Genomic DNA, 23,029 nt, shown 5'->3' on the forward strand with positions numbered 1-23,029 from the left:
ATTTATCGCTTTCGGTCAACGTAAAGAATGAAGCCAGTTTCTCGTTTCTTTGTAAGAACAGATCTGGATCAGACTTCGTCGGGGCTGCGCAGGTTGGTTACCTGAATACGCTGTTCGCGGCGCTGTTCCTTTTGCGAAGGCATCTCGGCGCGGTAAACGCCTTGATCGCCAACGACCCAGGAAAGTGGGCGACGCTCCTGGCCAATCGACTCCTGCAACAGCATCAAGCCTTGCAGAAAAGCTTCAGGGCGGGGCGGGCAGCCAGGCACGTAGACGTCCACGGGCAGGAACTTGTCCACCCCTTGAACGACGGAGTAGATGTCGTACATGCCACCGGAGTTGGCGCACGAACCCATGGAGATAACCCATTTAGGTTCGAGCATTTGCTCGTAGAGACGCTGAATGATCGGCGCCATCTTGATGAAGCAGGTACCGGCGATAACCATGAAATCCGCCTGACGCGGCGATGCCCGGATAACCTCGGCGCCAAAGCGCGCGATGTCGTGGGGCGCCGTGAAGGCGGTGGTCATTTCCACGTAGCAGCACGAAAGACCGAAGTTATACGGCCACAGGGAGTTCTTGCGCCCCCAGTTGATCGTGCCGTTGAGCACGTCTTCCAGCTTGCCCATGAAAATGTTTTTGTGGACTTGATCTTCTAACGGATCGGAAACGGTTTCCCGTGCGCCAATCGGATACTGCTCGTTAGGAGCATCGGGGTCGATCCTGGTGAGATTGTATTGCATTGCCAAAGCCTCATTGTTTCAGCTTCGCTTGCCGCTTACGACGAGCTTCCGGAGCCCAGTCAAGGGCGCCCACTCGGAATAGGTAGACAAGACCTGCCAACAGAATTGCTATGAAAACGAGAGCTTCGACGAATCCGGTCCAGCCGCTTTCGCGGACGGACACAGACCAGGCAAAGAGAAAGAGGGCTTCGATATCGAAGATCACGAAGAGCATCGCGACCAGATAGAATTTGGCTGAGAGCCGCAAGCGGGCGCCACCTGTAGGTAGCATGCCGGACTCGAACGGTTCGTTTTTGCTGCGGCCCCAGGCTTTTGACCCGAGGAGGCTGGAGACGCCGAGCATGAAGGCGCAAAGGCCGCCGACACCCAGAAGGAAAATGGCAAAGCCCCAGTTATGGGCCATGAGTCCGGTCGCTTCGGGCATGCTGGTAATCCTTAACAGAGAGCAAAGGTCTCTGAGCTTGAAAAGAAACAAAGCAGTGACGATATGTCGCAGCAATCAATCGCGGTGATTTTATGGCTAAACACCGAGCAAGTAAAATTCCGATAGCGAAATTATTTACCGGAATAAGGACATAGCGCACCTCCAAGGCCCTGCAGCCCATGCGGTCCGGGCATTAGCGGGGGATTTGTCAAATATGTCTTGTTGGGAATGTAACGAACATAGTTGCAGCTAAATGATAATCAATATTATTTGTCGCGGTTTTCAAACTGCTTAACGGGTGAGTCGCTGTGAAGTTGTCTTATATGCGCGTTACTGCAAGTAGCGAGCGCGGTCGTTTTACCTGATTTTTCGGGTCGTGAAACTGCTCTGGATCAATGTGTTTGTCCGCAAATCCACCCGCAGGCAAAAAAAACGCCCCGAACCAGTCGGGGCGTCAGATGTGCAGCGCAGCGGTTAGCTTTTATTCGGTCCGCAACGGCCGTTTACTCAAGGCGAAGCAGATCAGTGGAACTGTTCTTCTTCGGTCGAACCGGTCAACGCGGTTACCGAGGACGTGCCACCCTGGATCACGGTGGTCATGTCGTCGAAGTAGCCGGTGCCCACTTCCTGCTGGTGAGCCACGAAGGTGTAACCCTTGGCGGCGTCAGCGAACTCTTGCTCTTGCAGCTTCACGTAGGCGGTCATGTCGTTGCGGGCGTAGTCGTGCGCCAGGTTGAACATGCTGTGCCACATGTTGTGAATGCCGGCCAGGGTGATGAACTGGTGCTTGTAACCCATGGCGGACAGTTCGCGCTGGAACTTGGCGATGGTCGCGTCGTCCAGGTTTTTCTTCCAGTTGAAGGAAGGCGAGCAGTTGTACGACAGCAGTTGGTCCGGGTATTCCTTTTTGATCGCTTCAGCGAAGCGACGTGCTTCTTCCAGATCCGGCTTGGCGGTTTCGCACCAGATCAGGTCGGCGAACGGCGCGTAGGCCAGGCCGCGAGCGATAGCCTGGTCGAGGCCGGCGCGCACTTTGTAGAAACCTTCCTGGGTGCGTTCGCCAGTCACGAATGGCTGGTCGTACGGGTCGCAGTCGGACGTCAGCAGGTCAGCCGCGTTGGCGTCGGTACGAGCCAGGATGATGGTCGGCGTACCGGCAACGTCAGCTGCCAGACGCGCAGCGGTCAGCTTCTGTACAGCTTCCTGGGTCGGAACCAGTACCTTGCCGCCCATGTGGCCGCATTTTTTCACGGAAGCCAGTTGGTCTTCGAAGTGAACGCCGGCGGCGCCTGCCTCGATCATGCTCTTCATCAGCTCGTAGGCGTTCAGTACGCCGCCGAAACCGGCTTCAGCGTCAGCCACGATCGGTGCGAAGTAGTCGATGTAGCCTTCGTCGCCCGGGTTCTTGCCGGCTTTCCACTGGATCTGGTCGGCACGACGGAACGAGTTGTTGATGCGCTTGACCACGGTTGGAACCGAATCCACCGGGTACAGCGACTGGTCCGGGTACATCGATTCGGCGGAGTTGTTGTCCGCGGCTACTTGCCAGCCCGACAGGTAGATCGCCTGGATACCGGCCTTGACTTGTTGCACAGCCTGGCCGCCGGTCAGGGCGCCCATGCAGTTGACGAAATCTTTCTCAGGACGGAAGGACGGCTTGGCACCCTGGGTGACCAGGTTCCAGAGCTTCTCGGCGCCCATTTTTGCAAAGGTGTGCTCAGGTTGAACCGAGCCACGCAGACGGACGACGTCAGCAGCGGAGTAATTGCGTGTCACGCCTTTCCAGCGCGGGTTTTCAGCCCAGTCTTTTTCGAGGGCTGCAATTTGCTGTTCGCGTGTCAGTGCCATGGAGATAAACCTCGTCGCGTCTTTGATAAAAAGTCGTTCTTGGTGGAAATTCCTGCTCCAGCCAGATAACGCATTTTAAAGGGGCGTAAAAGGCTGCTCGCTGACCAGAAGCTTAGGCGGTCAAGTCGGGTTCGGCGGGGATGCGACGGGATGAACGATGGGCTCGAGGGGAAAGTGAGCAGGTAAGGGCGAACTGTCGGGCGCATTCGGGCGTCGTGGGCCTTGGTGCGAACTTCAGTGTGGAGCCGGGTTACCTAATTACGCTTCCGTCCCTCGGGACAACTTCGTTCCAGTCGGCAACCTCGTCAAACACACCTTGTGGGCGGTACAGACACGAATCGGCTCGCGGGGTAGGTGCGAACAGCGACTCGAAAGCCCTTGCCAGGGCCTCTGATTAGCGGGAGCGAGGCCATCATGCCTTTGCTTTTTTGGCTCGTCAAACGTTTTGTAGTGCTTTTTTTCAAGCACTACATCTTTAGTCTAATACGACTAATCAGTCAGTTTTTGGTGCTTTAGTCCAGCGTGTCGACTTTCACCCGCAGGGTCATGTCATCCCGGCCCTGCGTAGAGTAGCTGCGGGTCAGGCCCTGTTTGTCGGCCTGGGTCTGGCGATTCACGCCGGCCAGGGTGATCCACTCGCCCAGTCGACCGCTGACAGTTGTGTCGGTACTTTGCACGTTCACTACATCGGGACGTTCCTGGCTCATCCGGTCACGGTTGGTACTGATTGCCAGATGAACGATGTCGCCGGTGACGCTGGCAGTCACGTAGAAGCCTTGGGTGACGTTGCGGTATTCGGTCTGGCTGCGCGGATCACCATAGCTGTCGGTCTGGGTGCTGGTGAGCGGCACGCTCTGGCCGACCTGGATCAGCGCTGGCGTGCCTTCACTGGCCTGAACCTGCTGGATGCCGCCGTCTCGGCTCTCGGTGCTGCGATTGATGATGCGAGTCTGGCTTGGGGCTGCACCGTTCACCGAGTAGCCCTGATCGCCCTGAAAGTTGTTTTCATTGGTATCGACGGTGATCAGCAAGCGTTTGGCGGCCACGTCGAGTTGGCTGATCACGGCCTTGAGTTCGTCGATCTTGCGTTGTTCTGCGTTGACGATCAGCTGGTTGCCATAGGCGCTGACCTGGCCGTCCTTGCCGATGAAATTCTGCGCCACCGGCAGCAGGTCGGCGCTGGTGCGGTAATTCAGGGGCACGATCTCGGTGGCGGCCATGACCGTAAAACTGCAGGTCAGCAGCAGCGTGGTGAGCAGGGTGCGTAGGGACATATCCGTTATCTCCGCAATCAAAGATTTGAGTTTGCCAGTTTGTCGGCTTGCGGTGGGGCAAGTTGAATCGTAGACAGCAAAACGCCCCGGCATCGGGGGATGGCGGGGCGTTTTGGGGTGTTCCTGAAGGCTTTTGTGGCGAGGGAGCTTGCTCCCGTTGGGCTGCGCAGCGGCCCTGAAAATTTGGGGCCGCTTCGCGACCCAGCGGGAGCAAGCTCCCTCGCCACAGGGTATTAAGCCGAATGACGCACCATGTCCACATGCGGAATCCCGGCTTCCAGGAACTCCTCACTGACCATGCTGAAGCCCAAGCGCTCATAGAACGCCGTGGCCTGCACTTGCGCGCTCAGCATCTGCTGCTTCAGCCCGCGCTTCTCGGCTTCACCGATCACTGCCTGCATCAGCGCATCACCGACTTTCAAGCCGCGCCAGTCTTTGAGCACCGACACCCGGCCGATGTGACCATCAGGCAGCAGGCGGGCGGTGCCGATCGGAAAGTCGCCTTCGAGCGCGAGGAAATGCACCGCGCCCTCGTCGTCGGCATCCCATTCCAGTTCAGGCGGAACGGATTGCTCGGCGACGAATACCGCTTCACGAATGCGCCGGATCTCGGCGTTGTCCTTTTGCCAGTCTGCGACACGTACGTGAATTTTATTCATCAGCAAACCCCAGGCTGCCTTGCTTGACCAGTTCGCACAGCAGGCCGCGGCCGTCTTCGTCGTTCAGCCAGTCACCGAGGTTGTCGATGTGCAGGGCATCGGCGGCGCAGATCATTTTCAGCAGCTCGCGCAACTTGCCCGGCAGATAACGGCTCTGGCCGCTGGCGAACAGCAGCAGGTCGTCGTCGACTTCGGACCAGGCCAGGCGTGCGCTCGGGTTGCGGATCAGCACGGCGCCTTGCTCCAGACTGGCGAGCAGGTCTTCCTCTTCCACTTCTTCCGGGCCGACTACCAGTTCCGGGTAGCGCGGCTCGGTCATGAACTGGCCGAACCAGGTCAGCAGCAGACGCTCGTCGCTCATGTGCTCGGCCAGCAGGCTTTTGAGGCGATCGAGGGCATCGTGCTGGATCTGATGAGGATCGACCGCCGGCAGGGCGTCGGCGTCGGTGTAGCGCTCTTCGTCCGACAGGAACTGGCTGAGGAAGTCGGTGAAGTGGGTCAGCACTTCAGCGGCGCTCGGCGCGCGGAAACCAACCGAATAGGTCATGCAGTCATCGACAGCCACACCGCAGTGAGCCAGACGCGGCGGCAGGTAGAGCATGTCGCCCGGTTCCAGCACCCACTCATCGGTGGCTTCGAAATCAGCGAGGATGCGCAGGTCGGCGTGTTGCAGCAGCTTGCTCTCGGAATCGCACATCTGGCCGATTTTCCAGTTGCGCTTGCCGTGACCCTGTAGCAGGAACACATCGTAGTTGTCGAAGTGCGGGCCAACACTGCCACCCGGGGCGGCGAAGCTGATCATCACATCGTCGACACGCCAGCTCGGCAGGAAGCGGAAGTTCTCCAGCAGCTCAGCGACTTCCGGCACGAACTGGTCGACGGCTTGAACCAGCAGGGTCCAGTCACGTTCCGGCAGTTTGCTGAATTCGTCTTCGGCGAACGGACCACGGCGCAATTCCCAAGGACGCTCGCCGTTCTCGATCACCAGGCGCGATTCGACTTCCTCTTCCAGCGCCAGGCCGGCCAGTTCATCGGCGTCGATCGGGCTTTCGAAATCAGGAATCGCCTGGCGGATCAGCAGTGGTTTTTTCTGCCAGTAGTCACGCAGGAATTCGCGCGCCGTGATGCCGCCCAGAAGTTGAAGAGGAATATCAGGATTCATGTGTAACCTATTGAAAAAATGCACTTTTCAGACGGGAATAAAAACGCCCGGCGCTGCCGGGCGTCTCAAACGGTTGGAACGGTCGATCAGATGCGTTTGGCTTGCGCCACGGCGTTGCCGATGTAGTTGGCCGGGGTGAGCAGTTTCAGCTCGGCCTTGGCTTGCGCAGGCATGTCCAGCCCATCGATGAAGGTCTGCAGCGCCTCAGGGCTGATGCCCTTGCCGCGAGTCAGCTCTTTCAATTTCTCGTACGGGTTTTCGATGTTGTAGCGACGCATCACCGTCTGGATCGGCTCGGCCAATACTTCCCAGCACGCGTCCAGGTCGGCAGCGATCTTTTGCTCGTTGAGCTCCAGCTTGCTGATGCCTTTGAGGCTGGCTTCGTACGCGATCACGCTGTGGGCGAAGCCGACACCGAGGTTACGCAGTACGGTGGAGTCGGTCAGGTCACGCTGCCAGCGGGAGATCGGCAGCTTGCTCGCCAAGTGCTGGAACAGCGCGTTGGCGATGCCCAGGTTGCCTTCGGAGTTTTCGAAGTCGATCGGGTTGACCTTGTGCGGCATGGTCGACGAACCGATTTCGCCAGCGATGGTGCGCTGTTTGAAATAACCCAGGGAGATGTAGCCCCAGATGTCGCGGTCGAAGTCGATCAGAATGGTGTTGAAGCGCGCGATCGCGTCGAACAGCTCGGCGATGTAGTCGTGCGGTTCGATCTGCGTGGTGTACGGGTTGAAGCCCAGGCCCAGCTCGTCTTCGATGAAGGCGCGGGCGTTGGCTTCCCAATCGATCTCAGGGTAGGCCGACAGGTGAGCGTTGTAGTTGCCGACAGCGCCGTTGATCTTGCCCAGCAGCGGAACGGCGGCGACCTGGGCGATCTGACGCTCCAGACGGTAAACCACGTTCGCCAGCTCTTTGCCCAGGGTGGTCGGCGAAGCCGGTTGACCGTGGGTGCGCGACAGCATCGGCACGTCGGCAAAGCGGATGGCCAGTTCGCGGATGGCGTTGGCGGTCTGGCGCATCAGCGGCAGCATCACGTCATCACGGCCTTCGCGCAGCATCAGGGCGTGGGACAGGTTGTTGATGTCCTCGCTGGTGCAGGCAAAGTGGATGAATTCGCTGACCTTGGCCAGTTCCGGCAGCTTGGCCGCCTGCTCTTTGAGCAGGTATTCAATGGCTTTGACGTCGTGGTTGGTGGTGCGCTCGATCTCTTTGACACGCTCGGCGTGCTCCAGAGAGAAGTTTTCCGCCAAGGTATTCAATACCGCGTTGGCTTCGGCGGAGAACGCCGGCACTTCGCTGATGGCAGGGTGAGCGGCCAGGCGCTGGAGCCAGCGCACTTCAACCAGGACGCGAGCACGGATCAGACCGTATTCGCTGAAAATTGGGCGCAGGGCCTGGGTTTTGCCGGCGTAGCGGCCGTCAACAGGGGAAACCGCAGTGAGCGAAGAGAGCTGCATGGGGTGTTCTCGGACAGTCGGGCAACGAAATGGGGCGCGTATCATACATGAAAAAATCCGCCGGTCCGTTGCCAACTGACCGGCGTATTACGCGTTACTGACTACAAAACGGTGTTGCGGGCGCGGTTCAGCTGCTGCGCATCAGCGGGTAAAGCTCTTTAAGCAACTTGCGCCGGCTGATCACCAACTGCCAGCGATGACCACCCAACTGCCGCCACAGGCGGGCCGAACGGATCCCGGCCAGCAACAGCGCGCGGATTTTCGAGGCATTGCTCGGTTGCTGCAGGTTGCGCATGTCGCCATGCACCTGAATTCGTTGGCGCAGGGTGCTCAGGGTGTCCTGATACAACGCACCGCAGGCAGCGATCACGTTTTCGTGAGCCGGGCCGAAGTGTTCGACCTGGGACTGAATCTGCGGCAGACGCTTGCCGATCACTTCCAGCATGTCGTTGCGCTTGGCCAACTGACGCTCCAGGCCCAGCATCGCCAGGGCGTAGCGCAGCGGTTCGCGCTGAAGGGTGCTGGGGTCGCGCTCCAGGGCGCCGATCAGGGCGCGGTAACCGTCACGCAGGTTGATGTCGTCACCACCATAGACTTCCAGCGTGTCCTTGGGGTCGCGAATCAACAGGCTGCCGAGCATGCAGGTCAGGCCGGCTTCGTTGGTCTGGCCGGTCTTGGCGATCTTGTCGACCAGTACCGCGGCGAGAAACACACCGCCCAGGGCTGTCAGTTGCTCCTGAGTCGGGGTCATGAGCGCTGACCCTTGCTGGTCCAGGGCTCGGCCACTTCGATCACGCCGCCGCCGAGACAGATTTCACCGTCGTAGAACACCACGGATTGGCCCGGGGTGACTGCGCGTTGCGGGTCATCGAAGGTCGCGCGGTAGCCGGTGGCGGTCTTTTCCAGCGTGCACGGCTGGTCGCTTTGGCGATAGCGGACTTTGGCGGTCAATTTGCGCGGCTCGGTCAAATCGATCGGGTTGACCCAATAGATGTCCGAGGCGAGCAGGGCGCGGGAAAACAAATAAGGGTGATCATTGCCCTGGCCAACGATCAGCTCGTTGTGTTCCAGATCTTTGATCAGCACATACCACGGCTCGTCACTGGCGTCTTTCAGGCCGCCGATGCCCAGGCCCTGGCGTTGGCCAATGGTGTGGTACATCAGGCCATGGTGACGGCCGATGACTTCGCCTTCGGTGGTTTTGATCTCGCCCGGCTGGGCCGGCAGGTATTGCTTGAGGAAGTCGCTGAAGCGGCGTTCGCCGATAAAGCAGATCCCGGTGGAATCCTTTTTCTTCGCGGTGGCCAGGTCATGTTTCTCGGCAATCGCGCGGACTTCGGGCTTTTCCAGTTCGCCGACGGGGAACAGGGTCTTGGCGATCTGTTCGCCGCCGACGGCATGCAGGAAGTAGCTCTGATCCTTGTTCGGGTCCAGGCCCTTGAGCAGTTCGGTGCGGCCATCGACGTCGCGGCGGCGCACGTAGTGGCCGGTAGCGATCAGGTCGGCGCCGAGCATCATGGCGTAATCGAGGAACGCCTTGAACTTGATTTCACGGTTGCACAGGATATCCGGGTTTGGCGTGCGACCGGCCTTGTATTCGGCCAGGAAATGCTCGAACACGTTGTCCCAGTACTCGGCGGCGAAGTTGGCAGTGTGCAGCTTGATGCCAATCTTGTCGCACACGGCCTGCGCGTCCGCCAGGTCATCCATGGCGGTGCAGTATTCCGTTCCATCGTCTTCTTCCCAGTTCTTCATGAACAGGCCTTCCACCTCATAACCCTGCTCGATCAGCAGGAGGGCGGAAACGGAAGAGTCCACGCCGCCGGACATACCGACAATGACGCGCTTCTTTTGTGTGGCAGAAGGGGCTGGATCACGCATAGGGATTCAATGAGTGTCTTGAAAAAGGACGCGATTCTAGCAGGCTCAAGCCTGCAAGGCTAAAGAGAAGGGCGGATCAGCTCGAGGCTGAAGTGTTTACCGTCCAGATAATCATCGATACAGCGGATGATCAGCTCACTGCGCCAGTTTGCGCGCTGATGCAGCAGTTCGTCACGCGTCAGCCATTTCGCGCCGACAATGCCGTCGTCCAATTGATAGTCCGCATGGTGCTGGACGGGTTTTGCACTGAAGCAGACCCGCTGGTAAGTCACGCCGTTGCTGGGCGCGGTGTAGAGGTAAATGCCCACCACGCCGGTCGGTTCGACATCCCAGCCGGTTTCCTCGAGGGTTTCACGTACCGCGGCCTCGATCAGGGTTTCATCCGGGTCCAGATGGCCGGCGGGCTGGTTGAGTACCGTTCGTCCGTGCTTGAGCTCTTCGACCATCAGGAAGCGACCGTTGTCTTCGACGATGGTGGCGACGGTGATGTGGGGTAGCCAGTCCATAAGACTTCCTTAGACTTTGCATGTCTGACAGATAAATGTGTGTGAACACCACAAACAGAAACCCCGGCACTGGGCCGGGGCTTCCTTGCATCCTTACAACCTTAAACCAACGCAGCGATCGCGGCGTTGAAGGTTGCGCTTGGGCGCATGGCCTTGCTGATCAGCTCGGCATTGGCGTGGTAGTAACCGCCGATGTCCACTGGCTTGCCCTGAACGGCGTTGAGCTCGGCGACGATGGTCGCTTCGTTCTCGGCCAGGGTCTTGGCCAGTTCGCCGAACTGCGCTTGCAGTGCAGCGTCTTCGGTCTGGGCCGCCAGGGCTTGTGCCCAGTACAGCGCCAGGTAGAAGTGGCTGCCGCGGTTGTCGATGTTGCCGACTTTGCGCGATGGCGACTTGTTGTTGTCCAGGAACTGGCCGGTGGCCTGATCCAGGGTCTTGGCCAGAACCAGCGCCTTCGGATTGTTGTAGGTCACGCCCAGGTGTTCCAGGGACGCGGCCAGGGCCAGGAATTCACCCAGCGAATCCCAGCGCAGGAAGTTTTCTTCCAGCAGCTGCTGAACGTGCTTCGGTGCCGAACCGCCAGCGCCGGTTTCGAACAGGCCACCGCCGTTCATCAGTGGCACGATCGACAGCATCTTGGCGCTGGTGCCCAGTTCCATGATCGGGAACAGGTCGGTCAGGTAGTCGCGCAATACGTTGCCGGTCACCGAAATGGTGTCTTTGCCTTCGCGAGTACGGTCCAGGGTGAACTTCATCGCGTCGACTGGCGACATGATGCGGATGTCCAGGCCGGACGTGTCGTGATCCTTCAGGTAGGCCTGAACTTTCTCGATCACCACGCCGTCGTGGGCGCGCATTGGGTCCAGCCAGAAAATCGCTGGAGTGCTGCTTGCGCGAGCGCGGTTGACGGCCAGTTTGACCCAGTCCTGGATCGGCGCGTCTTTGGTCTGGCACATGCGGAAGATGTCGCCGGCTTCAACCGACTGTTCCAGCAGAGTGCGACCAGCGCTGTCGGAAACCCGAACCACGCCATTGGCCTTGATCTGGAAAGTCTTGTCGTGGGAGCCGTACTCTTCGGCTTTTTTCGCCATCAGGCCAACGTTTGGCACGCTGCCCATGGTGGTCGGATCAAAGGCGCCGTTAGCCTTGCAGTCTTCGATCACCGCCTGGTAGATGGTGGCGTAGCAGCGATCCGGGATCACAGCCTTGGTGTCGTGCAGCTGACCGTCGGTGCCCCACATCTTGCCGGAGTCACGGATCATCGCCGGCATCGAGGCGTCGACGATAACGTCGCTCGGCACGTGCAGGTTGGTGATGCCTTTGTCGGAGTTGACCATGGCCAACGACGGACGAACGGCGTAGACCGCCTGGATGTCCGCTTCGATCTGCGCTTGTTGCTCGGCAGGCAAGGCCTTGATGCGAGCGTACAGGTCGCCGATGCCGTTGTTCAGGTTGAAGCCGATCTGCGCCAGCACGTCAGCGTGCTTGGCCAGGGCGTCTTTATAGAACTCGGCAACGATCTGACCAAACATGATCGGGTCGGAGACCTTCATCATGGTGGCTTTCAGGTGAACCGACAGCAGCACGCCTTTTTGCTTGGCGTCTTCGATCTCGGCGGCGATGAAGCTGCGCAGAGCGTTTTTGCTCATGACCGCGCAATCGAGGATTTCACCGGCTTGCACGGTGGTTTTTTCTTTCAGGACGGTGGTGGTGCCGTCTTGAGCGATCAATTCGATTTTGACGGCGTCAGCGGCGTCGATCAGGGCGGCTTTTTCGCTGCCGTAGAAATCGCCGGTGCTCATGTGAGCTACGTGGGACTTGGAGTCTTTGGCCCATGCGCCCATTTTGTGCGGGTGCTTGCGCGCGTAGTTCTTGACCGACAGCGGTGCACGACGATCGGAGTTGCCTTCGCGCAGAACCGGGTTTACGGCGCTGCCCTTGATCTTGTCGTAGCGGGCCTTGGCTTCTTTGTCGGCGTCGCTGGTCACGGTTTCCGGGTAGTCCGGCAGTGCATAGCCCTGGGCTTGCAGCTCTTTGATCGCGGCCTGCAGTTGCGGAACCGAAGCGCTGATGTTCGGCAGCTTGATGATGTTGGCTTCTGGTGTAACGGCCAGGTCGCCCAGTTCGGCGAGGTGGTCGGCTACGGCTTTATCGCCCAATTGCTCGGGGAAGCTGGCCAGGATGCGCCCTGCAAGAGAGATATCGCGGGTTTCAACGGCGATATCAGCGGAGGCGGTGAAGGCCTCTACGATAGGCAACAGTGAATAGGTGGCGAGGGCTGGGGCTTCGTCGGTGAAGGTATAGATGATCTTCGAGCGGGTGGGCATATTCGGATTAACTCTCTCTTCTTTGCTAAAGCGTGCACAGAAACTCGAGGGGCGCCGGGTAAGCGCGTTCGTTCAAAGTCATCCATGAGCCGAATGTCGAGGTTTCTTTGCGGTGATGTTGGGTGCATCGGTCGAGCGTCAAGCGGGTGGATTGCGGTAACAATCCTGCTTTTTCGGGCCCAGAGTCTCGGCTACATTTCCAGTGGCAGAGAGGTCGGCCGTCGTGACTCTGTGGTCAGCGGCGGCATTATACATAGGTAGCTGGCAATCTGCCGATGGTTCATATGCAACGATTCTCGTCCATTGGTCTAAAGGTCGCAGGCAGGTGTGGGGAGTAGCCTTGTATGGCGTGCTTGAGTTTGGCGCTTTTCCCTTTACTTTCAGGCTTGTACGTCACGAACTGTGCAGCTTCGCGGCAGATGGACGGAACATAGGGTTTGCGCGCCGATTCAACTGGGGTACGCTCGGACGAAGCCAGATGTTCAATCCAAACAATGGAGTTCAGCATGGGATACAAGAAGATTCAGGTTCCAGCCGTCGGCGAAAAAATCACCGTCAACGCGGACCATTCTCTCAATGTTCCTAACAACCCGATCATTCCCTTCATCGAGGGTGATGGTATTGGTGTTGATATCAGCCCGGTCATGATCAAGGTTGTCGATGCTGCTGTTAAGAAGGCTTACGGCGGCGAGCGCAAAATTTCCTGGATGGAAGTCTACGCCGGGGAGAAAGCGACTCAGGTTTACGATCAGGACACCTGGCTGCCTCAGGAAACCCTGGATGCGGTCAAGGATTATGTGGTTTCCATCAAGGGCCCTCTGACCACTCCGGTTGGCGGTGGCATCCGTTCCCTTAACGTGGCCCTGCGCCAGCAACTCGACCTGTACGTCTGCCTGCGTCCGGTGCGCTGGTTCGAAGGCGTGCCAAGTCCGGTCAAGAAACCGGGCGATGTCGACATGACCATCTTCCGCGAAAACTCGGAAGACATTTATGCCGGTATCGAATGGAAAGCCGGCTCGCCGGAAGCGACCAAGGTCATCAAGTTCCTTAAAGAAGAAATGGGCGTTACCAAGATCCGTTTCGACGAAAACTGCGGTATCGGCGTCAAGCCGGTCTCCCTGGAAGGCACCAAGCGTCTGGCGCGCAAGGCCCTGCAATATGTGGTCGACAATGACCGCGACTCGCTGACCATCGTGCACAAAGGCAACATCATGAAGTTCACCGAAGGTGCCTTCAAGGAATGGGCCTATGAAGTGGCTGCTGAAGAGTTCGGCGCGACCCTGCTCGACGGTGGTCCGTGGATGCAGTTCAAGAACCCGAAAACCGGCAAGAACGTCATCGTCAAGGATGCCATCGCCGACGCCATGCTCCAGCAGATCCTGCTGCGCCCGGCCGAGTACGATGTGATCGCGACCCTGAACCTCAACGGCGACTACCTCTCCGACGCCCTGGCGGCCGAAGTGGGCGGTATCGGTATCGCGCCGGGTGCCAACCTGTCCGACACCGTGGCCATGTTCGAAGCCACCCACGGTACCGCGCCGAAGTACGCTGGCAAGGATCAGGTCAACCCGGGCTCGTTGATCCTGTCCGCCGAGATGATGCTGCGTCACATGGGCTGGACCGAAGCAGCCGATCTGATCATCAAGGGCACCAATGGCGCGATTTCCGCCAAGACAGTGACCTATGACTTCGAACGTCTGATGGATGGCGCGAAACTGCTGTCGTCTTCCGCGTTTGGCGATGCGCTGATCTCGCATATGTAAGCCGATCGGCACAAAAAAACCGCCTTCGGGCGGTTTTTTTATGACTGGATGACGGGTGAGCGTCAGCTCGACACTGTTTCTTGCCTGATGGCAGGTGCACTCTGTTCATTGGGTGATGTGACGGCCGCGATCTTTACTGCGTGCAACCCTTTGGGGCCCTGAATGATCTCGAAGCTAACGGTTTGACCAGCCTTGAGGGTCTTGTAGCCGTCCATATCAATAGCCGAATAGTGGGCAAAAAAATCGATTTCCTTGCCATCCTCGTCACGACCTTCTCTGGCGTCGGTATTAATGAAACCGAACCCCTTGGCATTGTTGAACCATTTCACCTTGCCGACTGACATACCCATATCCCTCTGCAACAGACTCCATCACTGGAGTATCATCCAGTTAATCCGCAGTCTAATCTTGTAAATAGAATTGACTCCGCGGACCTTTTTTACCCACTGTGGGCTCTATTGTTTGTAACACCGTTTTCCCGATAGTCAAGGTGACCGGGCAGTCGGTGTTGAAATCGTCGATGGCCGCCCCCACCACTGTATTTGCACAACTGACGAACCTTTCTTTCCATGCATGCAATCAGCCAGATTCGACTAACATTCAATCAGGATCGCCCTGATTTACACGACGACGATTCCGCAGGCATTGCTGTTCAGGAGGCAAAGCCTGCTTTACAGGCACCACCGATGTACAAGGTGGTTTTGTTCAACGATGACTACACACCGATGGATTTCGTCGTCGAAGTGCTCGAGGTGTTTTTTAACCTGAATCGCGAGCTGGCGACCAAGGTCATGCTGGCCGTTCATACAGAAGGACGGGCAGTATGTGGAGTGTTTACCCGCGACATCGCGGAGACCAAGGCCATGCAGGTCAACCAGTACGCCAGGGAAAGCCAGCATCCGCTACTCTGTGAAATCGAGAAGGACGGTTAATCGCCGACCACTTGGGTATGAGGTGAAGCTATGTTAAACCGCGAGCTCGAAGTCACCCTCAATCTAGCCTTCAAGGAGGCTCGTTCGAAGCGTCATGAATTCATGACCGTCGAACACCTGCTGCTGGCCCTATTGGATAATGAGGCTGCCGCTACCGTTTTGCGTGCCTGCGGCGCAAACCTCGACAAACTCAAGCATGATCTGCAGGAGTTCATCGACTCCACCACGCCATTGATCCCCCTCCATGACGAGGATCGTGAAACCCAGCCAACCCTGGGCTTCCAGCGTGTATTGCAACGTGCTGTCTTTCACGTGCAGAGCTCGGGCAAACGCGAAGTGACTGGCGCCAACGTGCTGGTCGCGATCTTCAGTGAGCAAGAGAGTCAGGCAGTGTTTCTGCTGAAACAGCAGAGCGTTGCGCGCATCGATGTCGTCAACTACATCGCCCATGGCATTTCCAAAGTGCCGGGGCATGGCGATCACTCTGAAGGTGAACAAGATATGCAGGACGACGAGGGCGGTGAGTCTTCTTCTTCAGGCAATCCTCTGGATGCTTATGCCAGCAACCTCAATGAACTCGCGCGCCAGGGTCGTATCGATCCATTGGTTGGTCGTGAGCTGGAAGTCGAGCGGGTTGCGCAGATCCTGGCGCGTCGTCGCAAAAACAATCCGCTGCTGGTGGGCGAGGCGGGCGTGGGTAAAACCGCGATTGCCGAAGGCCTGGCCAAGCGCATTGTCGACAACCAGGTGCCGGACCTGCTGGCCAACAGCGTGGTGTATTCCCTCGATCTGGGGGCCTTGCTGGCCGGGACCAAATACCGCGGCGATTTCGAGAAGCGCTTCAAGGCGCTGCTCAATGAGCTGAAAAAACGTCCGCAGGCAATTCTGTTCATCGACGAAATCCACACCATCATCGGTGCGGGTGCTGCGTCCGGTGGCGTCATGGATGCCTCGAACCTGCTCAAGCCATTGCTGTCGTCGGGCGATATTCGCTGCATCGGCTCGACCACGTTCCAGGAATTCCGTGGGATCTTCGAGAAGGACCGTGCCCTGGCTCGGCGCTTCCAGAAGGTCGATGTGTCGGAGCCTTCGGTGGAAGACACCATTGGTATCCTGCGTGGCCTGAAAGGGCGTTTCGAGCTTCATCACAATATCGAATACAGTGATGAAGCCCTGCGCGCCGCTGCCGAACTGGCTTCGCGTTACATCAATGACCGGCACATGCCGGACAAGGCCATCGATGTCATCGACGAGGCGGGCGCCTATCAGCGTCTGCAACCGATCGAGAAGCGCGTGAAACGCATCGAAGTGCCTCAGGTCGAGGACATCGTTGCGAAAATCGCGCGAATTCCGCCAAAACACGTCACCAGTTCCGACAAAGAGCTGTTGCGTAACCTTGAGCGTGACCTGAAGCTCACGGTCTTTGGCCAGGATGCAGCGATCGACTCACTGTCGACCGCGATCAAGCTGTCCCGTGCCGGCCTCAAGTCGCCTGACAAGCCTGTGGGTTCGTTCCTGTTCGCAGGGCCGACCGGTGTCGGTAAAACCGAAGCTGCGCGGCAATTGGCCAAGGCGTTGGGGGTCGAGCTGGTTCGCTTCGACATGTCCGAGTACATGGAGCGCCACACCGTTTCTCGTCTGATCGGTGCGCCTCCAGGCTATGTCGGGTTCGACCAGGGCGGTCTGCTGACCGAAGCCATCACCAAGCAGCCTCACTGCGTGCTGTTGCTCGATGAGATCGAGAAGGCGCATCCGGAAGTCTTCAACCTGCTGCTGCAGGTCATGGACCACGGTACGCTGACCGATAACAACGGGCGCAAGGCAGACTTCCGTAACGTGATCGTCATCATGACGACCAACGCCGGTGCCGAGACCGCAGCGCGTGCTTCGATCGGTTTCACCTATCAGGACCACTCGTCCGATGCGATGGAAGTGATCAAGAAGAGCTTCACGCCGGAGTTCCGCAACCGTCTGGACACCATTATCCAGTTTGGTCGCCTCAGCCATGAGGTCATCAAAAGTGTGGTGGACAAGTTCCTTACCGAACTTCAGGCGCAGCTGGAAGACAAGCGCGTGCAGCTGGAGGTGACGGACGCAGCGCGCGGCTGGCTGGCAGCGACTGGCTACGACACGGCAATGGGCGCTCGTCCAATGGCGCGTTTGATCCAGGACAAGATCAAGCGTCCACTGGCCGAAGAGATCCTCTTTGGCGAACTGGCCGACCATGGTGGTGTGGTACACATCGACCTCAAGGACGGCGAGCTGACCTTCGAGTTCGAGACCACGGCTGAAATGGCCTGACGTTAACCGCAACAAAGCAAAAAGGCGCTGAAAAGCGCCTTTTTGCTGCCTGTCTGTTATACGCCGATCCCCCTACACAAGCAGGTTTCGGCGGTTGTTAAATCGCAGGCAAACAAAAACGCCCGGCATAAGCCGGGCGTTTTGTATTGACTTGATTAGCGAGCGCGGTAAGTGATGCGCCCTTTGCTCAAGTCATAGGGCGTCAGCTCGACGCGCACTTTGTCGCCGGTAAGAATACGGATGTAGTTCTTGCGCATCTTGCCGGAGATGTGCGCGGTTACGACGTGCCCATTTTCCAACTCCACACGAAACATGGTGTTGGGCAGGGTGTCGACGACAGTGCCTTCCATTTCGAAGCTGTCTTCTTTCGACATGCAGTAAAGCCCTCGGTGTCCAATGAATGGCCCGGTGCAACTGCGCCAGGCAAAAGCGGCGTGCATTGTGCCCGAAAAGTGGGGTTTAAGCCAAGAGGTTCTAGCTCAGGATGACCCAGCGTTGATTAATCAGCAGTTCGATAGGGCGATATTGGGTCTTGTAGCTCATTTTTTTGCAGTTTTTGATCCAGTAGCCGAGATAGACCGCTTCCAGTCCGAGCCGCCGGGCCTCGGCGATCTGCCAGAGAATCGCATAGCGTCCCAGGCTGCGACGCTCCTCAGAGGGTTCGTAGAAGGTGTAGACCGCTGACATGCCGTTGGGCAGCAAGTCAGTGACGGCCACTGCTACCAGTCGGCCTTCGAGACGAAATTCATAGAAGCGGGAGAACGGCAGGTCCCTGACCAGGAAGGTGGAAAACTGGTCACGGCTCGGCGGATACATATCGCCATCGGCGTGGCGTTGTTCGATGTAGCGCTGATAGAGATCGAAATACTCTTCGCTGAACTTTGGCCTGGCCGGGCGCACCTGCAAGTCGGCATTGCGTTTGAGGATGCGTTTCTGCTGACGGTTGGGGGCAAATTGTGCCACAGGGATGCGCGCCGGTACGCACGCATTGCAATGCTGGCAATGGGGCCGATAGAGATGATCGCCACTGCGACGAAAGCCCATTTCCGACAGATCTGCGTAGACATGCACATCCATGGGCTGACTAGGATCGAGGAACAGCGTCGTGGCCTGCTCCTCGGGCAGATAACTGCAAGAGTGGGGCTGAGTGGCATAGAACTTCAAACGCGCCAACTCGGTCATGATCAACCCTCGGGATAAACTTTTGATTAGGGGGCGTTCTCAATTCGTTTCCCCGCATTAAGTGTAAGCCACGCGCGCAAAAGTCGCTCAGCAAACCCAGGTGGCATGACTGGGTTGATCCAGATGTCGCGCCAGATAACCGGCGAACTCGCGGCGGGGAATCGCTCGGGCGCCCAGGCTGTGCAGATGATCGGTAGGCATCTGGCAGTCGATCAGCACAAAGCCTGAGTCTTTCAGATGTCGTACCAGTGTGGCAAAACCATATTTGGAGGCGTTGTCGGCGCGGCTGAACATCGACTCGCCGAAAAACAACTGCCCCATGGCCAGGCCGTAGAGCCCGCCAACCAGCACGCCATCATCCCAGACTTCCACCGAGTGGGCGTAGCCGCGCCTGTGAAGTTCGACGTAGGCGTCCTGCATCGCTTGGGTGATCCAGGTGCCGTCGGCGTACTCGCGTGGTGCGGCGCAGGCACGGATGACCGCGGCAAAATCCCGATCGAAGGTCACTTGATAGCGTTGTTGACGCAGCAGTTTATTCAGACTACGAGAGACATGCAGTTCGTCGGGAAACAGCACGGTGCGCGGATCTGGCGACCACCAGAGAATCGGCTGACCCTCCGAAAACCACGGAAAGCAGCCGTGGCGATAGGCCTGGATCAAACGGTCGGCGGACAGGTCGCCACCTGCGGCCAGCAGCCCGTTGGGGTCGCGCATGGCTTTTTCCAGCGGCGGAAATGTCAGGGTGTTGCGTTGTAACCAAGTCAGCATGGCATCCGGGCTTGCAGAAGGGGAGGGCGGTGGCGGGCCGGTGAGCCCGCCTGATAGAAGGTTAACCGTCAAACGGCGGGAATGTCATCGAGATACTTCTCGGCGTCCAGCGCGGCCATGCAACCGGCCCCGGCGGACGTCACCGCCTGACGGTAAACGTGGTCGGCCACATCGCCAGCAGCGAACACACCCTCGATTTCGGTGGTGGTGGCATCGCCTTCGCTACCGCCCTTGACCAGCAGGTAGCCGTCGCGCATTTTCAGCTGGCCCTGGAACAGGTCGGTATTGGGCTTGTGGCCGATGGCAATGAACACGCCGGCCAGCGACAGTTCATTGGTTTCGCCGGTATGGCTGTGACGCAGGCGGGCGCCGGTCACGCCGCTGGCGTCGCCCAGTATTTCGTCCAGATTCTGGTTCCAGTGCAGGCGGATATTACCGTTGGCGACTTTTTCGAAGAGCTTGTCCTGGAGGATCTTCTCCGAGCGCAGTTTGTCGCGACGGTGAATCAGATGAACTTCCCTGGCGATGTTCGACAGGTACAAGGCTTCTTCCACGGCGGTGTTGCCGCCACCAACCACCGCGACCACCTGGTTGCGGTAAAAGAAGCCATCGCAGGTGGCGCAGGCCGAAACTCCTTTGCCGGCAAAGGCTTCTTCCGAAGGCAGCCCCAGGTACTGGGCCGACGCACCGGTGGCGATAATCAGCGCATCACAGGTATAGGTGCCGCTGTCGCCGATGAGCTCGAACGGGCGCTGTTGCAACTTGGCAGTATGGATGTGGTCGTAAATGATCTCGGTGTCGAAGCGTTCGGCGTGTTTCTGCATGCGGTCCATCAGTACCGGGCCGGTCAGGCCTTCGACATCGCCCGGCCAGTTGTCGACTTCGACGGTGGTGGTCAGCTGGCCACCGGCCTGTATGCCGGTAATGACAACGGGTCTGAGGTTGGCGCGAGCGGCATAAACGGCTGCGCTGTAACCGGCAGGGCCGGAACCCAGAATGATCAGGCGGGAATGCTTCGCTTCATTCATAAAAAACACCTCATAAGCCTTTGTCACAAAAGAGAATGCATGCTCAAATTGGACCGCGCGTACTGTGCTGTTGGCTATGCTACACCCAAGGGCTTCAAGCATGGCATCGGGCGAACAAACCCGTACAATGTTGGCCTGTAACAGGGTTTGTATCAAAAAAAGCAGTGTGTGCCGTATTTCGAAAAGCCGGGTTGCAGTGTTAAAAGTAGTCCCGGTTGCGCCTGTTAACTTTTTTACCTGCCTGGATTGGGCAGTTTTTTATAGTCACTCAACAGATGGACGCGCCATGGGCGCAGGAAAAGAAGCGTTTTGAAGAAATCCACCGCAGCACCTAAAACAGTCGTCCCGCTCTGGCGTCAGCAATTGCACTACCGGCTCAAGGAAGGTGCATTGATCGCCATCGGCGCCTTGTGCCTGTTCCTGATGATGGCCTTGTTGACCTATGGCAAGGACGATCCGGGCTGGAGCCACAACAGCAAGATCGACGACGTGCAGAACTTCGGCGGGCCTGCCGGCTCTTACAGCGCCGACATCCTGTTCATGGTCCTGGGTTACTTCGCCTACATTTTCCCGCTGTTGCTGGCGATCAAGGCGTATCAGATCTTCCGCCAGCGCCACGAGCCGTGGCAGTGGAGTGGTTGGCTGTTCTCCTGGCGCCTGATCGGCCTGGTGTTCCTGGTGCTGTCGGGCGCGGCGCTGGCCCATATCCATTTTCATGCGGCGACCGGTCTGCCGGCCGGCGCGGGCGGCGCGTTGGGTGAAAGCCTCGGCGATCTGGCCAGAAACGCGCTGAACATCCAGGGCAGTACGTTGTTGTTCATCGCGCTGTTCCTGTTTGGCCTGACGGTGTTCACCGACCTGTCGTGGTTCAAGGTGATGGACGTCACTGGCAAGATCACCCTCGATCTGTTCGAACTGTTTCAGGGCGCAGCCAATCGCTGGTGGGCGGCCCGTACCGAACGCAAGCAACTGGTTGCTCAACTGCGCGAAGTCGACGATCGCGTGCATGACGTGGTCGCCCCAACCGTCACCGACAAACGCGAGCAAGCCAAGGTCAAGGAGCGTCTGATCGAGCGCGAGCAGGCCCTGAGCAAGCACATGTCCGAGCGCGAAAAGCAGGTGCCGCCGGTGATTGCTCCCGCGCCGCCCAAACCGGCCGCTCCGAGCAAGCGCGTGGAAAAAGAGAAGCAGGCGCCGTTGTTCGTCGACAGCGCCGTGGAAGGCACCTTGCCGCCGATCTCGATTCTCGACCCGGCGGAAAAGAAACAACTCAATTATTCGCCTGAGTCCCTGGCGGCCGTCGGCCACTTGCTGGAAATCAAGCTCAAGGAATTCGGCGTCGAAGTCTCGGTGGATTCGATTCACCCGGGCCCGGTGATTACCCGTTACGAAATCCAGCCGGCGGCCGGCGTCAAGGTCAGCCGCATCTCCAACCTGGCGAAAGACCTTGCGCGTTCCCTGGCCGTGACCAGCGTGCGTGTGGTGGAAGTGATTCCGGGCAAGACCACGGTCGGTATCGAGATCCCTAACGAAGACCGGCAGATCGTGCGGTTCTCCGAGGTCTTGTCGACCCCCGAGTACGATAACTTCAAGTCCCCGGTCACCCTGGCCCTGGGGCACGATATCGGTGGCAAGCCGGTCATCACCGACCTGGCAAAAATGCCACACTTGCTGGTGGCCGGTACGACCGGTTCCGGTAAGTCGGTGGGTGTGAACGCGATGATCCTGTCGATTCTGTTCAAGTCTGGCCCGGAAGACGCCAAGCTGATCATGATCGACCCGAAAATGCTCGAACTGTCGATCTACGAAGGCATTCCGCACCTGCTGTGCCCGGTGGTCACCGACATGAAGGACGCCGCCAACGCCTTGCGCTGGAGCGTCGCCGAGATGGAACGGCGCTACAAACTGATGGCGAAGATGGGCGTGCGTAACCTGTCGGGCTTCAACGCCAAGGTCAAGGAAGCCCAGGACGCCGGCGAGCCGTTGAGCGATCCGCTGTACAAGCGCGAAAGCATCCACGACGAGGCACCGCTGCTGCAGAAGCTGCCGACCATCGTCGTGGTGGTCGACGAATTCGCCGACATGATGATGATCGTCGGCAAGAAGGTTGAAGAGCTGATCGCCCGTATCGCGCAGAAAGCCCGTGCGGCGGGCATCCACTTGATCCTCGCGACCCAGCGTCCGTCGGTGGACGTGATCACCGGTCTGATCAAGGCGAACATTCCGACCCGTATGGCATTCCAGGTGTCGAGCAAAATCGATTCGCGGACCATCATCGACCAGGGTGGCGCCGAACAACTGCTGGGCCACGGTGATATGTTGTACATGCCGCCGGGCACCAGCCTGCCGATTCGTGTCCATGGCGCATTCGTGTCCGATGACGAGGTGCACCGGGTCGTAGAGGCCTGGAAGCTGCGCGGGGCGCCGGAATACAATGACGACATTCTCAACGGTGTCGAAGAGGCGGGCAGTGGCTTTGAAAACGGCGGCGGTGGCGGTGAAGACGATGCCGAAACCGACGCGCTCTACGACGAAGCGGTGCAGTTCGTACTGGAAAGCCGTCGTGCGTCTATCTCAGCGGTTCAGCGCAAGCTGAAAATCGGCTACAACCGCGCGGCGCGCATGATCGAAGCCATGGAAATGGCCGGGGTCGTGACGTCCATGAACACCAACGGTTCGCGTGAAGTCCTGGCCCCTGGCCCGGTGCGCGACTGATCCGGCTTTGAAAGGGGCGGCGTCTTGAGGCGCCGCTCGCACTCCCACGAATGTTTATG

Annotated in this window: 20 protein-coding genes; 4 read left to right on the forward strand and 16 right to left on the reverse strand. The window is 58.5% G+C overall.

Annotation, left to right across the window (positions count from 1 at the left end; genetic code table 11):
- Window positions 1–68: 68 nt before the first annotated feature.
- The 11 genes from ACZ9BB_RS05270 to ACZ9BB_RS05320 form a co-directional block, all read right to left on the reverse strand.
- The gene (locus tag ACZ9BB_RS05270) at window positions 69–743 is read right to left on the reverse strand and encodes a NuoB/complex I 20 kDa subunit family protein (RefSeq protein WP_019689823.1); all 675 of its coding nucleotides are present in this window, start codon (window positions 741–743) and stop codon (window positions 69–71) included.
- Window positions 744–753: 10 nt separating this feature from the next.
- Window positions 754–1,167: an NADH-quinone oxidoreductase subunit A gene (locus ACZ9BB_RS05275; protein ID WP_007905050.1), complete on the reverse strand. Its 414-nt coding sequence runs from the start codon at window positions 1,165–1,167 to the stop codon at window positions 754–756.
- Between the two features lie 522 nt (window positions 1,168–1,689).
- Window positions 1,690–3,015, reverse strand: a complete 1,326-nt coding sequence (gene aceA, locus ACZ9BB_RS05280; protein WP_095631551.1) for an isocitrate lyase — start codon at window positions 3,013–3,015, stop codon at window positions 1,690–1,692.
- Between the two features lie 512 nt (window positions 3,016–3,527).
- Window positions 3,528–4,289 (reverse strand): secretin N-terminal domain-containing protein, encoded by a 762-nt coding sequence (locus tag ACZ9BB_RS05285; RefSeq protein ID WP_476212833.1) that lies wholly within the window; start codon window positions 4,287–4,289, stop codon window positions 3,528–3,530.
- Between the two features lie 233 nt (window positions 4,290–4,522).
- Window positions 4,523–4,948 (reverse strand): GNAT family N-acetyltransferase, encoded by a 426-nt coding sequence (locus ACZ9BB_RS05290; protein ID WP_258700036.1) that lies wholly within the window; start codon window positions 4,946–4,948, stop codon window positions 4,523–4,525.
- On the reverse strand, window positions 4,941–6,110 hold the full coding sequence (locus ACZ9BB_RS05295; protein ID WP_476212834.1) for a ribosomal protein uL16 3-hydroxylase: 1,170 nt from the start codon (window positions 6,108–6,110) through the stop codon (window positions 4,941–4,943). Before ACZ9BB_RS05295 ends, ACZ9BB_RS05290 begins: the two co-directional genes overlap by 8 nt.
- 86 nt (window positions 6,111–6,196) lie before the next feature.
- Window positions 6,197–7,567 (reverse strand): adenylosuccinate lyase, encoded by a 1,371-nt coding sequence (gene purB, locus ACZ9BB_RS05300; protein ID WP_476212835.1) that lies wholly within the window; start codon window positions 7,565–7,567, stop codon window positions 6,197–6,199.
- Window positions 7,568–7,694: 127 nt separating this feature from the next.
- Entirely contained in the window at window positions 7,695–8,318 is a 624-nt protein-coding gene (gene hflD / locus ACZ9BB_RS05305; protein WP_476212836.1) for a high frequency lysogenization protein HflD, read from the reverse strand.
- On the reverse strand, window positions 8,315–9,448 hold the full coding sequence (gene mnmA, locus ACZ9BB_RS05310) for a tRNA 2-thiouridine(34) synthase MnmA (protein WP_476212837.1): 1,134 nt from the start codon (window positions 9,446–9,448) through the stop codon (window positions 8,315–8,317). Before mnmA ends, hflD begins: the two co-directional genes overlap by 4 nt.
- Before the next feature lie 59 nt (window positions 9,449–9,507).
- A complete protein-coding gene (locus ACZ9BB_RS05315) occupies window positions 9,508–9,954 on the reverse strand; it encodes an NUDIX hydrolase (RefSeq protein WP_476212838.1) in 447 nt (148 codons plus the stop codon).
- Between the two features lie 101 nt (window positions 9,955–10,055).
- Complete coding sequence (locus ACZ9BB_RS05320; RefSeq protein WP_476212839.1) at window positions 10,056–12,281, reverse strand: NADP-dependent isocitrate dehydrogenase; 2,226 nt, start codon at window positions 12,279–12,281, stop codon at window positions 10,056–10,058.
- Between the two features lie 506 nt (window positions 12,282–12,787).
- Between ACZ9BB_RS05320 and icd the strand changes: the two genes are divergently transcribed.
- Window positions 12,788–14,044: an NADP-dependent isocitrate dehydrogenase gene (gene icd, locus ACZ9BB_RS05325; protein WP_007941117.1), complete on the forward strand. Its 1,257-nt coding sequence runs from the start codon at window positions 12,788–12,790 to the stop codon at window positions 14,042–14,044.
- 62 nt (window positions 14,045–14,106) lie between these two features.
- Here icd and ACZ9BB_RS05330 read toward each other — a convergent pair whose 3' ends face one another.
- Window positions 14,107–14,388, reverse strand: a complete 282-nt coding sequence (locus ACZ9BB_RS05330; RefSeq protein ID WP_476212840.1) for a cold shock domain-containing protein — start codon at window positions 14,386–14,388, stop codon at window positions 14,107–14,109.
- A 225-nt stretch (window positions 14,389–14,613) separates the two neighbouring features.
- Here ACZ9BB_RS05330 and clpS point away from each other — a divergent pair, with 225 nt between their 5' ends.
- Both clpS and clpA read left to right on the forward strand, forming a co-directional pair.
- Window positions 14,614–14,976 (forward strand): ATP-dependent Clp protease adapter ClpS, encoded by a 363-nt coding sequence (gene clpS, locus ACZ9BB_RS05335; RefSeq protein ID WP_015094394.1) that lies wholly within the window; start codon window positions 14,614–14,616, stop codon window positions 14,974–14,976.
- Window positions 14,977–15,006: 30 nt separating this feature from the next.
- Window positions 15,007–17,277, forward strand: coding sequence for an ATP-dependent Clp protease ATP-binding subunit ClpA (clpA, locus tag ACZ9BB_RS05340; protein WP_476212841.1), 2,271 nt, complete (start codon window positions 15,007–15,009; stop codon window positions 17,275–17,277).
- Between the two features lie 155 nt (window positions 17,278–17,432).
- Here the strand turns inward: clpA and infA are convergent, their stop codons facing one another.
- From infA to trxB, 4 genes are all read right to left on the reverse strand, one after another.
- Entirely contained in the window at window positions 17,433–17,651 is a 219-nt protein-coding gene (gene infA / locus ACZ9BB_RS05345; protein WP_002553999.1) for a translation initiation factor IF-1, read from the reverse strand.
- Between the two features lie 100 nt (window positions 17,652–17,751).
- Complete coding sequence (locus ACZ9BB_RS05350; RefSeq protein WP_476212842.1) at window positions 17,752–18,459, reverse strand: arginyltransferase; 708 nt, start codon at window positions 18,457–18,459, stop codon at window positions 17,752–17,754.
- 87 nt (window positions 18,460–18,546) lie between these two features.
- The gene (gene aat / locus ACZ9BB_RS05355) at window positions 18,547–19,227 is read right to left on the reverse strand and encodes a leucyl/phenylalanyl-tRNA--protein transferase (protein ID WP_476212843.1); all 681 of its coding nucleotides are present in this window, start codon (window positions 19,225–19,227) and stop codon (window positions 18,547–18,549) included.
- Between the two features lie 68 nt (window positions 19,228–19,295).
- Window positions 19,296–20,255 carry a thioredoxin-disulfide reductase gene (gene trxB / locus ACZ9BB_RS05360; protein WP_476212844.1) on the reverse strand — a complete coding sequence of 320 codons (960 nt, stop codon included), beginning with the start codon at window positions 20,253–20,255 and terminating at the stop codon, window positions 19,296–19,298.
- 309 nt (window positions 20,256–20,564) lie between these two features.
- Here trxB and ACZ9BB_RS05365 point away from each other — a divergent pair, with 309 nt between their 5' ends.
- Window positions 20,565–22,970, forward strand: a complete 2,406-nt coding sequence (locus ACZ9BB_RS05365) for a DNA translocase FtsK (RefSeq protein WP_476212845.1) — start codon at window positions 20,565–20,567, stop codon at window positions 22,968–22,970.
- Window positions 22,971–23,029 lie beyond the last annotated feature (59 nt).

It is taken from the genome of Pseudomonas sp. TE3552, assembly GCF_056278945.1.